Source organism: Eubacterium segne, assembly GCF_014287775.1.
GTDB classification, from domain to species: Bacteria; Bacillota; Clostridia; order Lachnospirales; family Lachnospiraceae; genus Eubacterium_G; species Eubacterium_G segne.
This window is the reverse complement of record NZ_JACOOZ010000005.1, coordinates 28562-44253: the sequence shown is the minus strand read 5'-3', so window position 1 is coordinate 44253 and position 15692 is coordinate 28562. Positions and strand designations below refer to the sequence as shown.

At 34.8% G+C, this 15692-nt stretch carries 10 protein-coding genes; 1 reads left to right on the top strand and 9 read right to left on the bottom strand.

Going from position 1 to position 15692, the window contains the following annotated elements; translation table 11 throughout:
- Positions 1-34 precede the first annotated feature (34 nt).
- The 8 genes from H8S00_RS08010 to H8S00_RS07975 are packed head-to-tail and all read right to left on the bottom strand — an operon-like array spanning position 35 to position 12925.
- Positions 35-802 (bottom strand): GNAT family N-acetyltransferase, encoded by a 768-nt coding sequence (locus H8S00_RS08010; protein ID WP_186840376.1) that lies wholly within the window; start codon positions 800-802, stop codon positions 35-37.
- Entirely contained in the window at positions 799-2157 is a 1359-nt protein-coding gene (locus tag H8S00_RS08005) for an MATE family efflux transporter (RefSeq protein ID WP_186840375.1), read from the bottom strand. Before H8S00_RS08005 ends, H8S00_RS08010 begins: the two co-directional genes overlap by 4 nt.
- 32 nt (positions 2158-2189) lie before the next feature.
- Positions 2190-3164, bottom strand: coding sequence for an ATP-dependent 6-phosphofructokinase (locus H8S00_RS08000; protein ID WP_118588680.1), 975 nt, complete (start codon positions 3162-3164; stop codon positions 2190-2192).
- Positions 3165-3174: 10 nt separating this feature from the next.
- Complete coding sequence (locus H8S00_RS07995) at positions 3175-4092, bottom strand: SufB/SufD family protein (RefSeq protein ID WP_118588681.1); 918 nt, start codon at positions 4090-4092, stop codon at positions 3175-3177.
- Positions 4093-4103: 11 nt separating this feature from the next.
- Positions 4104-4829: an ABC transporter ATP-binding protein gene (locus H8S00_RS07990; protein ID WP_021953170.1), complete on the bottom strand. Its 726-nt coding sequence runs from the start codon at positions 4827-4829 to the stop codon at positions 4104-4106.
- Positions 4822-5832 carry a S66 family peptidase gene (locus H8S00_RS07985; protein WP_186840374.1) on the bottom strand — a complete coding sequence of 337 codons (1011 nt, stop codon included), beginning with the start codon at positions 5830-5832 and terminating at the stop codon, positions 4822-4824. The genes H8S00_RS07990 and H8S00_RS07985 overlap by 8 nt, the downstream gene beginning before the upstream one ends.
- 2 nt (positions 5833-5834) lie before the next feature.
- Positions 5835-9485, bottom strand: coding sequence for a helicase-exonuclease AddAB subunit AddA (gene addA, locus H8S00_RS07980; RefSeq protein ID WP_186840373.1), 3651 nt, complete (start codon positions 9483-9485; stop codon positions 5835-5837).
- Positions 9486-9487: 2 nt separating this feature from the next.
- A complete protein-coding gene (locus H8S00_RS07975; protein ID WP_186840372.1) occupies positions 9488-12925 on the bottom strand; it encodes a PD-(D/E)XK nuclease family protein in 3438 nt (1145 codons plus the stop codon).
- A 292-nt stretch (positions 12926-13217) separates the two neighbouring features.
- Here H8S00_RS07975 and H8S00_RS07970 point away from each other — a divergent pair, with 292 nt between their 5' ends.
- Complete coding sequence (locus H8S00_RS07970; RefSeq protein WP_021953174.1) at positions 13218-13655, top strand: hypothetical protein; 438 nt, start codon at positions 13218-13220, stop codon at positions 13653-13655.
- A 54-nt stretch (positions 13656-13709) separates the two neighbouring features.
- On the opposite strand, the gene H8S00_RS07965 is transcribed toward H8S00_RS07970, so the two are convergent.
- Positions 13710-15611, bottom strand: coding sequence for an NAD(+) synthase (locus H8S00_RS07965; RefSeq protein WP_118588686.1), 1902 nt, complete (start codon positions 15609-15611; stop codon positions 13710-13712).
- Positions 15612-15692: the final 81 nt, after the last annotated feature.

The following is a 15692-nucleotide window of genomic DNA, read 5'->3' as shown; positions in this document are numbered from 1 at the left end:
AATAATTGTAAAAAATTTGTGCCTTATTTTTAAACTAATCATTATAATTAACATTATATGCCACATATTCATGGGAAAAATGATATCCTAATTTTTCTGCCATTTTTACTGACCACATTATTCTTGCGTCCCAGCTTGGATACCATCCTTTTTTGATACATTCAAGAATTAATTTAGCACCACATATGCTTGCAAGACCTTTGTGTCTGTAATCTTTTCTTGTAGCAATTTCCACTTCAATTCCATCCTTAAATCTGGAATAAGAGGATGCAGCGGAAATTAATTCTCCATCCTTTAATATTGCAACACCCATTCCCTTTTCACTGTACATTTCATATGTATCATATTGTGCTACAAAGTCCCTGCTCCACTGCTCCTTAAAACAGGCATTGTATAGTTTTTCATCAATTGTTTTTATTTCATATTCCTTTGATAAACCTTCTGCAATGCTTTTTAAATGCTCTACATTAAAAACACCTTTTTCCTTTTTCATTGCATATCTGGTTGTTTTTTCTGCCTTGTTTCCAAAGCACTTTTCAATTAAGGTGCCCCATTCTGTATCTTCCGGCACCATAATAATGGAATTTTTAAATTTATCCGGTTTAAACATTACTAATTCTTCATTTAATTTTCCTGCAAAATAGCAGAAATCCCCTAAAATAGCCATGGCAGACGTAGGATTATTTAAATTATCCACATATATATCTCCCATAACTTTTTCAAGGCATCCCCATATTACTCCTTCATCCCATTTTTCAAACAGATAGTTTACAGTTTTTGTATCCTCTAATTTATATATCATATTTTACATTCCTTTTTACTTACATAAACGTATGCCGCTAATACCGCAACTCCCGTTATAATCCATGAAACAGGATATACAATAAGCAAAACATCATATGAATGATATTTTACAAAAACAGTGTATATCCATACTAATCTCAATACACAGGTTCCAAATACCGTAAGGGCTGCCGGTGTCATGGAGTGTCCCATTCCTCTAAGGGCTGCACCACCTATTTCATAGGAGCTTACTAAAAGATAAAAGAACAGTAGCAATCTCATTCTTGTTACTGCATAGCCTGCCACTGCCGCTTTTGAAGTGAATATTGAAGCAAAAAAGAAACCGTTTAATGCCACAATTATTCCCAAAGCCTGTGAAATCACTACGCTGTATATCATACATATACGGAATACTTTTTTAACTCTGTCATAATTTCCTGCACCAAAGTTAGTGCTAACAAAGGTTACCGCTGTCTGACTGAAAGCACTAACTATAAAATATATAATAAATTCATAATTAAGTGCCACCGCAGAACCTGCCACCACATCAGAACCAAATCCGTTAAGAGCCGCCTGAATAAATACATTGGCAAAAGAAAATACCATTCCCTGTATTCCTGCCGGCACACCTATTTTTAATATTTTACTTAAATCCTGCTTTGAAATGCCTAATTTCTTAACAGAAAGTTTAACAGGTTCATTTTCATGAATAAGTATATATGTAATCATTAATGAACTTACAATATTAGAAATAACTGTTGCAATTGCAACACCTGTTACTCCAAGATGAAAAACAATAACAAGAAAAAGATTAAGGGCTGCATTTAAAACACCTGCCACTGTAAGGCAATACAGGGGGCGTTTTGTATCTCCGATACTTCTTAATATAGCTGCGCCAAAATTATATAGCATAATAAAAGGCATACCAAGAAAGTATATTTTCATGTAATCTACTGCCAGATTCAAAGTGTCTGCGGGAGTGTCCATTAAAACAAGAACCGGTCGTGCCACAATAATTCCTATCACAAGTAAAAAAATGCCACTTACCAAAGCTATAACAATTGATGTATGTACGGCACTTTTAACTTTATCATCCTTTTTACTGCCTAAATAATTGGAAATGACAACATTTGCTCCTACTGAAATACCTACAAACAAATTAATCATTAGATTAATAAGGGCACCTGTACATCCTACTGCTGCCTGGTCCTGACTGGTGGCAAATTTTCCCACTACTGCCACATCCACAGAATTAAATAACTGCTGCAAAACACTACTTACAGCCAGTGGAATGGCAAACATCAAAATATTTTTCCATAAACCACCATTTACTATGTCTATACTACGGGTCGTTTCTGATTTACTTCTATTCATTTCTCTGCCTTCTTCTCTAATATAATATTTTACTATTCTGATAATCTCAAACTTAACTGATACTGGAAAGAATCTAAACTGTTATTTTTCAGTGACAATGCTTCTTCTAAATCATAATCTACCAGCAAATCATTTTTAATAGCTACTACACGGTTTTTTCTGCTTTCTTTTAAAATCTCAACAGCGTAAGCTCCCATAAGTGAACCATACATTCTGTCCTTTGCCGATGGCTGTCCACCTCTTTGAATATATCCTAAAACAGACACCCTTGATTCTATGCCGGTTTTCTCCTGAATAAGCTTTGCCAATTCTTCTGCATCTGTTACGCCTTCCGCAACTACAACTAAATAACAGTCCCGTCCGTCAGTATGATGCTTCTTTATGGCATCAGTAACACTGTCAAAATCTCCCTGCCATTTTTCCGGTAACAATATGGCATCTGCTGATGCCGCCATCCCTGACCACAATGCAATATATCCTTTTTTTCTTCCCATAACCTCCACAACACTACATCGTCCGTGAGATATTGAAGAATCTCTGATTTTGTCAATTGCCTCTGTGGCAGTATTTACGGCAGTATCAAATCCTAAGGTATACTCACTGCACCCCATGTCTCTGTCAATTGTTCCCGGAATACATATAACATTTATACCTTCTTCCTTAAAATCAATTGCACCACGAAGAGTACCGTCGCCTCCAATTGCCACTAATGTATCAATGCCGTTTTCCCTTAGATTTAACGCCGCCTTTTCTCTATATTCCTTTTTTAAAAATCTGTCACTTCTACTGGTAAAAAGTATAGTGCCTCCTCTGTTGTTTATGTTTCTTACATCATCCATACTAAGAGGAGCAGTTTCAAAATCTATTAATCCGTCGTAACCACGAAGTATACCAACTACTTCAATGCCTAAATTACAGGCACTAAAAACTACCGCACGAATGGCTGAATTCATTCCCGGGGCATCTCCACCGCTGGTTAAAACGGCAATTTTTCTTATATTTTCCATGAATTATCCTTTATCTTAAAAATCCATTAACAATCTGTTCTTCCGCTTCCTGTTCAGTAAGACCTAATGTCTGAAGCTTAATTAACTGCTCTCCGGCAATTTTTCCTATTGCTGCCTCGTGAATAAGGGAAGCCTCTAAATCATTTGCAGTAATTTCCGGAATAGCACTTATTTTTGCATTGTCCATAATAATGGCGTCGCACTCTGAATGTCCATTGCACTTGGCATTTCCGTTAATTACCGAGAAAAATGTCTGTCTTGAATCGTCTCTTGCCACTGAACGGGAAATAACGTTTGCACTGGAGCCGTCTCCATTCATGTCCACATTAAAACGGGTTGTTGCATGCTGTTTTCCGTGGGTCATAATACGCTCGGTAATTACTATTTTTGCATCTTTGTCAAGTTTTGCCGATGTTACCCTTTCTGTTGAATCAATGCCTTTTATCTGCACCGTTTCCATTTCCATAAATCCACCTTCTTCTATATTAACTATAGTTGTAGGATTCATTACGTTTTCGCCGTTTCCGTCTCCCTTACCATAATGCTTTTCCACATATTTTACCCTGGCATTTTTCCCAATGTAAAATGTATGAATGCCATCATGCTTAGACAGTTTATCCCCACTGTTGTGAATTCCACATCCTGCCACAATAAGAACATCGGCACCTTCACCTATGTGGAAATCGTTATATACGCATTCCTCTAAACCGGTTTTGCTGATAACTACAGGAATATGAACACTTTCATTTTTGGTTCCCGGCTTCACATATATATCTATGCCATCCTTGTCTTCCTTAGTTACTATATTTATGTTTTCAGTAGTATTTCTACTGTCCTTTTTGCTGTTTGCCCTTATATTATAAGCACCCTGTGGTATTTCATGAAGTCCCGTCAGCTGCTCAAATAATTCCATCTGTATCTTATCCATATTACCACTCCTTACGCCTGTAATTTTTCACAGACATTGTTATTATTTCCTAAAACAAGAGGCATGATTTCCTCTTTATCTCCATGTGCCCTTATCTTTCCATCCACTAGAAGAATTATTTCATCTGCAATATCTAATATTCTCTCCTGATGGGATATTATAAGAATAGAGTTAGTGTTCTTATGCTGCATCTTTTCAAATACTTTAATAAGGCTGTTAAAGCTCCATAAGTCAATTCCTGCCTCCGGCTCATCAAAAACAGATAATTCCGTTCCTCTTGCAATAATTGTGGCAATTTCTATTCTTTTTAATTCACCACCGGAAAGACTTGCATCTACCTCTCTGTTTATATAATCCCTTGCACAAAGACCTACCTCTGACAGATACTCACAGGCTTCGCTTATGGACAACTGCTTTCCTGAAGCCATTCTAAGAAGGTCAATTACCTTTATTCCCTTAAATCTTACAGGCTGCTGAAAAGCAAAGCTTATTCCTAATTTTGCCCTGTCTGAAATGGACATATCTGTTATATCCGTTCCATTGTATATGATTTTACCTGATGTAGGCTTAATTATTCCTACAATAAGCTTAGCCAGTGTGGATTTACCACTTCCGTTAGGACCTGTTATGGCAACAAACTTACTTTCATCAATTTTAAGGCTGATCCCATTAATTATATCTTTTTGTTTTCCATCATCTTCTTTAACACTAAATTTAATATCTCTAAGTTCAAGCATATTGTAAAACTCCTTTTCCGCCTGTACTACTTACTTTTGCCAACGCACCTTCTATTATTGAAAACTGTGGTCCCTTATGACCAATATCTGCATCAAAAATAACCGGCACATCTAAATCTCCAAGTATGGACATTATAGCTTCCTTATATGGCTGTTCAATCCACGAATTATACATTAAAGGTCTTCCAAAAACAAAGCCCTTTGCATGTTTAAAATAACCTCTTTCCTTCATCTGCCACAAATGGGTTACTAAAACAACATCCTCCATATTAAAGCTTTCCAACGCCCATATTATACCATCTTTTTTATATTTTTCCACAAATTGTTGTGTTCCGTCATATTTAGTACCAATAAGGAAAGCTATAACATCAAGGCACCCTCCTAAAAGCCGCCCTGATATTTCTATTTTTTCCTCGCCACGGCCGTTTACCCAGCTTACTTTTTCATCATTATAATATCCCTCATAACCTGTAACATATTCATGGCGTTGGGATTCGTAATAGTCAAAAGATTTTTGAACCTTAACTTTTCCTTCTAATACTCCCAAAGCATTCTCCACCGGCTTTTGCCACGGATTCATTCCGAAATCGCCTATATGGCATCCATACACTGCTGCCACATCACAGGTTGTTACAATGGGATATACCAGTCCCGTATTATCTGAAAATCCCTGAAACCACTTTGGATTATTCTTAAACTGCTCAAAATCCACATAATCAAGCATTTCCATAAGATAATCTCCACCAGCTGCGGAAAAAACAGCTCTAACATTTTTATCTGACACTAATTCATTAAACTGTTTTCCCCTTTCCATTCCCGTAGAGCTGCAACCTCTGCTATCTGACTTATATACATTATCTGTTAATTTAACATTGTATCCTTTACTTTTTAATTGTTCTGTTGCATTTGCAACTCTTTTTTGTTTTAACTCATTAATTATTCCTCCGGAAGTAGCTGTAACACCTATAGTATCTCCCGGTTTTATAAACTCTGGAAAAATCATTGTCATTCTCCTTTATCTTCTTTTTTAATCTCTGCTTCCTTACCTAATGTCACAGAATAAATTATCATTTCCTTAACATTTATTTGAGAAATTCTCTCTATGGCAAGCTTATAACATTCTAACTGCACATGATAACGTTTATCAAGTTCCTCCATGGTTTTAACCTTATCTGTTTTGTAATCAGCAATAACAAACTCACCATCTTCTTCAAAGCATACATCAATTATACCCTGAATTATCATTGTTTCATCTGAATTTGACCTGCCATTTATTTCATTAGCCTTAACTCCTAACAGAAACTTCCGCTCCCTGTAAAGCTTACCTTTCTTATATGCCTTTTTCATTCTATTAAACAAATCAGTTTTTGTAAATGAAATTATATCTTTATAGTAAATACACCCTGCCTGTTCTTTAGTCATAAGCCCTTTATCCACAAAGGATTCTATCATTTCCTTAACGGTATCTATGGTATATTCCTCCATGTCAAAATCAAGAAGTTCAAATACCCTGTGATATGCGGTTCCCCGTTCTGCACCGTATAATGTTTCATTGCCCGATATATCTTCTCTGGCAAAATCCGGTATTATTTCCGGCACTTCAGTTTCCTTATGAAACTCCTGATTTCCATCAATTTCCTCTACATAAGCCATACTTTGCTTCTTTATTTCCGTTACACTTGCCTTTGAATGTAAAGTAACATCATCTAAATATTGGTATGTAAAGTCAAATTTTTTCTTAACATCATCTCCATTATCAGCTTTTAGATTAAAAATCCTATCAAACTTTTTGCTGTCAATTTCATCCTTAATAAGAGCCTTTCCTTCCTGATATAACATATCTTCCGCTTCCACCGTATTTATTACAATGTCTGCCTCTGCATTATACATTTCATCCCTGGCCTTTGTTCCATTAAACTCTCTTTCCGCTATGGTGTCAAAAGCCTTGTTTTTAGCCACGGTTTTACCAATCCACGTAAACATATTTGGTGCATTAACAATGTTTGAGTATGACATTTCATCCTTTACGTTATACATACTTTCCTTTAAATCAGAAATAGTCTTTGTAAGTTTCTTTGTGACACCGGTAATAATCAGCTTTTCCTTTGCTCTTGTAAGGGCAACATAAAGGATTCTAAGCCTCTCCGCCATATCCTCCTGTTTGTTCTTTCTCCTTATAAGTCTTTTTACAATAGTTGGTGACTTTACTTTCAAATTTTCATCTATCATGTCAACGCCAATATTTCCATTGTCATCTACCACGATTTTGTCTGTGTCATTTCTGCCGCCACCGTTGGTGTCACACAAAAACACCACCGGAAATTGAAGTCCCTTACTTTTATGTATGGACATTATTTTTACCGTATTATCATTTTCCTGACTAATTCCTGCCTCACCGTCGTCGCTGTCTAAATACTGTAATTTTTCTATATATCTGATAAAATTAAATACACCTTTGTAACTAATATTTTCATATGCCACGGCTTTTTCTTTTAAAGCCTCAATATTTAGATGCCTTCTTTTTCCTCCCGGCATGGATGAAATATAATAATCATAGCCTGTTTCATTTACCAGCTGTTCTATAAGCTCATACACTTTTATATATACACTACGTTTTCTGTAATCATCAAGGAAATCCAAAAACCCCTTAACCTTTACTTTAATTTCTGCATCAGAACCCGTTTCCTTATACAGTAAAAGGTTGTCATACAGATATTCACAGATGTTTTCAGCCTTAATTACTGCCAGCTCATTTTCCGTAAATGAAAACATGGGACTTATTAAAATTGTTGCTAAAGGAATATCCTGATATGGATTGTCAATAACTGACAATGCACTAACTACTGTCCTAACCTCTATAGTCCGGTAATATCCTGTTTTAGAATCTGCCACTGCCGGTATTCCATTATCCTCTAATGCCTGAAGGTAAATATCGCTTACCCCCTTAAGACTTCTTAAAAGTATGGTAATATCGCTATATTTTACCCTTCTTTTATTTTGCCCCTCTTCTGTTATTTTAAGACCATTTTCCGGGTCTGTTATTTCGAGTATTTTTTTTGCCACAAAATCTGCTTCATCTTCCCTTCCCTCTCCTTCTACCATAAAAATTTCAGTAGAATTATCCTGCTTATTAATGGAGTCATCGTATTTTGCACCACATGTAAGTCCGTTTCCGTTTTTGTAATTTATCCCTCCTACTTTTTCCGTCATAATATAATTAAATATATAATTAACACTGTTTATAACTTCCCTTCTGCTTCGGAAGTTTTTATCTAAAATTATTTTACAGCAGTCTTTAGTTAAATCCTGAGAATATGTGTCATACTTATGCAAAAAAAGTCCCGGTTCCGCCTGTCTGAATCTGTAAATACTTTGTTTTACGTCACCAACCATGAAAATATTATTTACTCCCTGACCTTTTGAAACGCTGTTTAAAATATCCTCCTGAACGTAATTGCTGTCCTGATATTCATCAATCATAATTTCCTTGTAATTTTCTGCCATTTGTCTTGCCACATCTGTAGGATATACATTTCCCTTTTCATCTTCAGAAAGTAATATCTTTAAAGCAAAATGCGCCTGGTCATTAAAGTCCATTATTCCCTTTTCCCCTTTTTTATCTGCAAAACGTTTCATAAAATCAAGGGTTAATTTAATTATCATAGAGACACTGTCATGACTTTTTATAATATCAGCTGCCATTTCTTCAACAGTATGTTCAAACAATTCCGATTCTAATTTACCAAGCCTGTCCATGGCCTTTTTCTTTATATCCTGAACCTGCTTTTTCTTTGCCTCATCACATCCCTTTGCACCTCTTAAGGTGACACTTTTAACACCTCTAAACGCCAGACGCATTTTATTGTAATTATTCTGCTTTTGTATTTCAGAAATGCTTTCCATAAGCTGGGTCAATCCATCCACGCATCCCGGTCCGTCTGTTTCCATGGAAATTTTAAGTGCCGTATTTAAATCTTCTAAAATGCCATCTAACTCTAATTTGGCAAAATTAACTATTTCTCCTAAAAGCTCTGAATTTTCAAATTCTTCTAAAGTTTTAATATTATATATATTTCCGCTGTTTTTTACCCATTTTTCCGGGTCACTGTGACCGCAGGCATTTTTGTATAACTGTTCAATTAATTCTTCAATATTATCTTTAAGCCTTCCTGCCGAATACTGTTTTGCCAGACTCATAAACTTTTCATCTGCCTCTAAATAATAGTCTTCAAGCATTTCTCCTATAACATCCGCCTTAATCATTTTTATTTCAGTTTCATCGGCAATTCTGAAATTAGGATCTAAATCTATTTTGTCAAAGTTTTCCCTTACAATCTTTGCACAAAAACTGTCTATGGTAGATATATCCGCATTATGAATAAGTGAAAGCTGTTTAATAATATTTTCATTGTCAGGATTTTTTTCTATCGCTTCTTCAAGGGCAGCCCTTACACGTTCCTTCATTTCAGAAGCCGCCGCCCTGGTAAAAGTAACCACAAGAAGCTCGTCGATGTTTACATCACTTTCTTCATCAGTAATCATATTAATAATTCTCTCAACTAAAACTGCGGTTTTTCCGGAGCCTGCTGCTGCTGATACTAAAATATTTCTGTTTCTTGTATTAATTACATCTAACTGTTTATCTGTCCACTTCATATTTACTCTCCTTTATTTTCCTCAGTGTTTAGACGGCTAATAACCTGTTTTAAGTCTAATTTTTCTAATTGTCTGTATCTGTCTCCAACCTTTAGGTCAAAACCGCACACGCCACCATATGGACAGTAAGTGCAGGCGTTTTCCGTAGGATTAATCTGAATATTGCCATCAATAATATCCTTTCGCATATTTTCAGCCATATCATAAACATGATTTATGAATTTCATATAATTATTGCTTTCAATCACTGTACTTCTGCTGCTTAATCCTGTTTTTGTGGTTCCTACTTTAATTATTTTAGAATTACCTGTTGCCTGTGACAATTCCTTATCAATTGCTTCTATTACATTAAAATCAGAATTTACAAGTCCACTCATTCTATAGCATTTATACTGCTCATCCTGAACTTTTTCTTCCATTAATTCTTCATCAGATACTGTTTCCTTTGTGCCTTTTTTTCTGTATTCTTCCCTTACTTTTCTTATATCCGGGCGGTCAATATATGGATTTTGAATATGGAAATAAAGTCCTGCTCCCGGAAGGACAGTTTTATCGGGATTTTTCTTTTTTTCAAATTCCATGGCATCCTTTAAATAAACCATAAGCTGCATCTGCATTCCAAAAAAGGTATCTGTAACATTAAATTCCGTTGTTCCTGATTTATAATCTATAACCTTTACAAAAATTTCATTATTTTTTTCATAGGTATCTACCCTGTCAATTCTTCCATGAGTGATTCTAAGCTCATATTCTGACGGCACAAAATCTCCGGAATCAATATGTCTAATCAACACATCAATTGTTTTTTCTGCTGTTTCCCTAACCTGATTTTTAATAAAAATGTTACGTGCAGAACTGTCTAATGCGTCATTTTCATAATTTTCCATTGTATCCACAACGCAATTATTAAGGATGGCATTATAGGTTTCCTTTTCTAAATTTTCCCAATGCAATCCTTCTTTTTGCACATTAACAAAAAACTTATTTATTACCTCATGATATAAATTTCCAATGTCATAAGCAGCTATCTCATATTCTCTTCTTTCTCCTAACTTAAGACCATTTCTTAAAAACTGGGAATAGGCGCAGGCTGCATATTTTTCTAATCTGGTTATACCTATGTTTTCCTTATCTTCGTATAGCTTTCTGGCATTTTCCCTGCTGAGATAAGGCTGTCTTCCCTTATAAAATGTTCCTTTTTTAATTAATTTAAGACACTTCTTAGCATCTGCATCATCAGATAATACGGAACAAAGAACTTCAAAAAGCCTGTCTTCCTTTCCTGATTTGTATTCTCCTGCATTGGCTGCAATATAATCTAATGCCTCTCTTTTAGTTGTTATTTCTTCAAGACTATTTGCATATTTTTCTTCATCCTTAATTTTTAAGTCTGAAAACATTTTTTGCAAATCGCTTATTAAATATGATTTTCTAAGAGTCTTTCCTGCATTGTCAGTCTTACTAAGGGTAAGAATGACTTTTTCCGTAGGCTTTGCTAAAAGTGAATATAAATAAACCTTCTGCTTAAATATATTTTCTCTGGCTGTAGGGGCTAAAACAAAGCCTTCCTTTTCATCTGCTTTAAGGAAATCCCTGTCTGAATCTGTAATTATTCCACCATTGGTTGCCATTTTAGGAATAATTCCGTCATTAACTCCTAAAAAGAAAATAATCTTCTTTGTATCCTTAAGTCTTGTTCTTTCAATATCTCCCACCATAAGGGTATCTAATCCGGGAGGTATTATTCCTACTTTAGCCTCTAAAAATCCCGCCTTTAATATTTCCACATATTCCTTTGGAGAAACTGTTTCTTCCCCCATTAAATTAACAATTCTTTCAAGCATTAAAATAATAACCCCATATATCTGCTGATATTCTTTTGATAGTTCAGGTTTATTATCTTTTTCAAACATATCTACGTAATCATTTATTCTTTTTTCCATGTTAGTGGAAAGAATAAAATTATAAAGTGCTAAGGTGAAATCTTTTATTGTAGCTTTTTTGTCCTTAAGAGTGGTTCTTAAAGCTAAAATATCATTATATATTTTCTCCCTTACATTATTAACCGTAACAAGTCTCTCTTCAAATCCCTTATAACATTTTTCCCATTTAGCAGAATAACTTTTAAAACCGCGACGACCAAATCTTCTAATATAATTTTCAAAAACATCAATGTCATTTCTGTTTATTTCCAGCAAATTAAGTCTTAACATTCTCATAACAGCATCATAAGAAAAGTCCATTGCTATTACGTCAAGCACTGCTATAATCCCGTCCACAAAAGGATTAGATGAAATATCTCTTTTGTGGTCAATAAACGCCGGAATATCATATTTTTTCAGTTCTTCTTCTAAATAAATATAGTAGTTTGCCATATCTCCGGTAATTATGGCAATATCGTTGTATCTGTAGTTTTTATTTACAATTAAATCTGAAATTTTTGCCACCACAAAAGCTACTTCACTGCGGGGATTTGGCAGGGAGTAGATTTCAATGGCATCATTATAATTTTCAGTTTTTTCCAATTTCTTATTTCTGAAAATGTTTTCTTCAATATGGCATAATGCTTTATTATTTTTTATTCTATAAGGAACCTTACCTTCTCCGGCAATTAATGTTTCATTTATGTTTACATTATTTCTTTTAGCTAAAGTTTTAAGTTTTGCTATGGTTTCCTTGCTTAAGGAAAACAACTCATATTTATTAAATGTGGTAAAATCTTTCTCATTTTCAGGCAAAGTAATACTTACCATAACGCCTTTTGAATACTTCATTAACAATTCCAATACTTTATACTGAATTGGCGTAAATCCTGTAAAACTGTCAAAATAAAAATAGGTATTTTTTATAATTTCAGATTGTCCCACATATTTGCAAAATATCTCCAGCACATCCTCTGTTGTTATCATTTTATCCTGTATGTACTCATCAAAGGCTTTTCTAATCACTAAAATATCCTTTAGCTTATGATAAAGAGCCGGTCTTCTTCCACACAAATCAAGCATATTATCCATATCTGTATCTGATATGTAATATTGCTTAAGCTCTGACAAAACCGACTTTACCTTTTCCACAAATCCCGGCATTGCTGTTTTATTTTTGTATATAATAAGCTCCTTTTTACACTGTTCCAGCACTTTTCTTATAACAAGGGATTTCCCCAAATCATCCATTACCTTGTAATTAATTATACCCTGCTCTTCAAATATTAAATATGCCAGACGGTTAAGACTGGTAACTTCTATGTTAAAACTACCTCCTAGTCCATATTCCTCGTTAATCATTGTAAGTATCTGCTTTTGGGTTTCCATGGAAAATTGCTCCGGAACCACTGCAAGGATATTTTTATCCGGATTATTCATGGATGTATCTATTAAATTCTTATATAACAAAGTAGACTTTCCTGAGCCTGCCCTTCCTATAATAAACTGTAATGACATATTTTCCTCCCCAATATCATTTCAAAATCTATAACTTATAACTTTTGAAACACCTGATGTGTTTCTTTCTATGACTTTTGAAACGGTATAGGATTACCGTTTCAAAAATTTGCTTCGCAAATCACGCCCCTTCGGGGCTGGTCAACTACGATTTTGAAACACCTGATGTGTTTCAAAATCTATATTTAAGTATAGTATATAGGATGTGTCAATTTCAACACATACTTTTGTCATACTTTGCCCCTGACATTAATAAATTAGAATATAATCAAATTTAAAGTGAGGAGTCAGTATGGGAAAAAGTCCAAAATTCATGGTATTTCATTTAAAGGAGCTTATATACACCGTAGTATTTGTACTCCTTGGTATTGTTCTTGTGATTTCATTAATTTTTATGTTTTGTAATAGAAACAGTGATGAAAAAAAGGAAAAAAGTTCCTCAGGGCAATATGAGGCCGGAGTATATACCTCCTGTGTCACACTGAACGGAAATCCAATGGAGGTAACTGTCACTCTTGATAGCAATCACATTAATTCTATTACGGTGGACAACATAAGCGATGCGATAACGACTATGTATCCTTTAGTAGAACCAGCTTTTGAAGATATTTCAAAGCAAATTGTGGATACCCAGTCAGTAGACAATATTAAGTTTTCGGAAGAAAGCCAATATACATATTCTTTACTATACAACGCCATTGTAGACACTATTAACAAAGGTAAAAAATAACAATAGCCTTAAGTATAAAAAGACGGGAACTCCCGTCTTTTTACCTTTGCTTTTTTATTTAATTTCATCCAGCCATTCTTTAACACTGGCATCACTAGGCATTCTTAAATCTCCCCTAGGTGATACGGCAACTGTACCTACCTTTGGTCCATCCGGCAGACAGCTTCTCTTAAACTGCTGTGAGAAAAATCTCCTGTAAAAGGTCTTAAGCCATTTTTTTATAGTCTCTGTATCATATTCCCCATCAAAGGCAAGTTCTGCAAGAAACTGTATTTTTTTCGGAGTATATCCAAATCTTAACATATAGTAAAGGAAGAAATCATGAAGCTCATAAGGACCTACAAGCTCTTCTGTTTTCTGGGCTATCACTCCGTCCTTTGGTGGTAAAAGTTCAGGGCTCACCGGTGTATCTAAAATATCATACAAAATGTTGCTGATTTTTCCTTCATTTACATCTGCATAATATTTAACTAAATGCCTTACAAGAGTTTTTGGAACTCCTGCATTTACCCCATACATGGACATATGATCTCCATTATAAGTTGCCCATCCTAATGCCAGCTCCGACATATCTCCTGTTCCAATTACCATTCCATTGTATTTGTTTGCCAAATCCATCAAAAGATACGTTCTTTGTCTTGCCTGGGCATTTTCATAAGTAACATCGTGATTTTCAATATTATGTTCTATTTGGGCAAGATGCAATGTAACTGCTTCTGATATGTTAATTTCCTTAAAGTCACATCCTAATTTCTTAATTAGCTCCACCGCATTTAAGTATGTTCTGTCTGTGGTTCCAAAGCCCGGCATTGTCACTGCATGTATTCCTTTTCTGTCAAGTCCCAATGCATCAAAAGCCTTTACTGTAACAAGAAGTGCCAATGTGGAATCAAGACCACCTGAAATTCCTATTACTGCATTTGAGCATCCTGTATGTTCAAGACGTCTTCTAAGTCCCCAGGTCTGAATTTCCAATATTTCCTCGCATCTTGCATTTCTCTTATTTGTATCTGACGGTACAAAAGGTGCCTTGTCAATATATCTGTCAACTTTCACTTCTTTATTTTTAAGTTTAACAGATACATTCATATAATCCTCATTATCCGGGTTTACATAGAATGTTGTCATTCTTTGTCTTTCTGTGGCAATCTTATCTAAATCTATATCTCCATAGGTTATATTACTGCTTTCAAAACGCTTTGACTGGGCTACCATGGTTCCGTTTTCCGCTATGATGTTATGCCCTGCAAATACTAAATCGGTAGATGATTCACCATCTCCTGCATCTGAATAAATATATGCACAAATGTTTTTTGCCGACTGCATTTCCACTAACTTTCTTCTATAATCAGCCTTTCCGGTAATTTCATCACTGGCAGAAAGGTTTAATATAACATTAGCTCCTGCTAAAGCATGGTTTGTACTTGGTGGATTTGGTACCCACAAATCTTCACATATTTCAATGGCAAAGGTGAAATTCTCTATATTGCCACAATCAAAAATCAAATTTGTTCCAAATGGGATTTCTCCCCTTGTTTCACCTTTTTTAATTCCCTCTCCTGATGTAAAATGTCGTCCCTCATAAAATTCTGAGTAACTTGGAATAAATGATTTTGGCACTATTCCTTTAATTTCTCCTGCATATATTACTACTCCGCAATTATACAGTTTATTTTTATGTCTTATTGGTGCCCCAACTACTGAAACAATTTCCATATCTTTCGTATCTTTTGCTAACTCATTTATTTTTTCAAATGCCAAATCTAACATATTTTTTTGCCAGAACAAATCCGATGCAGTGTATCCTGTAATGCATAGTTCCGGAAAAACTATAAGCTGTGCTCCGTTTTTATATGCTTCTTCTGTCATTTTTGCTATTTCTAATTTATTGTGACCACAGTCACCTATAACAATTTTAGGTGTTGCAGCTGCGACCTTTACATATCCGTTATTCATTTTTTTCCTCCTTAATTAATAGGACAATTTTATCATTATACGTTAATAAATACAAATAAAAGTTTCAGGCAACAGATTAAT

Bases quoted from the DNA above. Each gene is read 5' to 3' on its own strand.
- H8S00_RS08010 (WP_186840376.1), bottom strand. From the start codon at position 802: ATGATATATAAATTAGAGGATACAAAAACTGTAAACTATCTGTTTGAA.
- H8S00_RS08005 (WP_186840375.1), bottom strand. From the start codon at position 2,157: ATGAATAGAAGTAAATCAGAAACGACCCGTAGTATAGACATAGTAAAT.
- H8S00_RS08000 (WP_118588680.1), bottom strand. From the start codon at position 3,164: ATGGAAAATATAAGAAAAATTGCCGTTTTAACCAGCGGTGGAGATGCC.
- H8S00_RS07995 (WP_118588681.1), bottom strand. From the start codon at position 4,092: ATGGATAAGATACAGATGGAATTATTTGAGCAGCTGACGGGACTTCAT.
- H8S00_RS07990 (WP_021953170.1), bottom strand. From the start codon at position 4,829: ATGCTTGAACTTAGAGATATTAAATTTAGTGTTAAAGAAGATGATGGA.
- H8S00_RS07985 (WP_186840374.1), bottom strand. From the start codon at position 5,832: ATGATTTTTCCAGAGTTTATAAAACCGGGAGATACTATAGGTGTTACA.
- addA (WP_186840373.1), bottom strand. From the start codon at position 9,485: ATGAAGTGGACAGATAAACAGTTAGATGTAATTAATACAAGAAACAGA.
- H8S00_RS07975 (WP_186840372.1), bottom strand. From the start codon at position 12,925: ATGTCATTACAGTTTATTATAGGAAGGGCAGGCTCAGGAAAGTCTACT.
- H8S00_RS07970 (WP_021953174.1), top strand. From the start codon at position 13,218: ATGGGAAAAAGTCCAAAATTCATGGTATTTCATTTAAAGGAGCTTATA.
- H8S00_RS07965 (WP_118588686.1), bottom strand. From the start codon at position 15,611: ATGAATAACGGATATGTAAAGGTCGCAGCTGCAACACCTAAAATTGTT.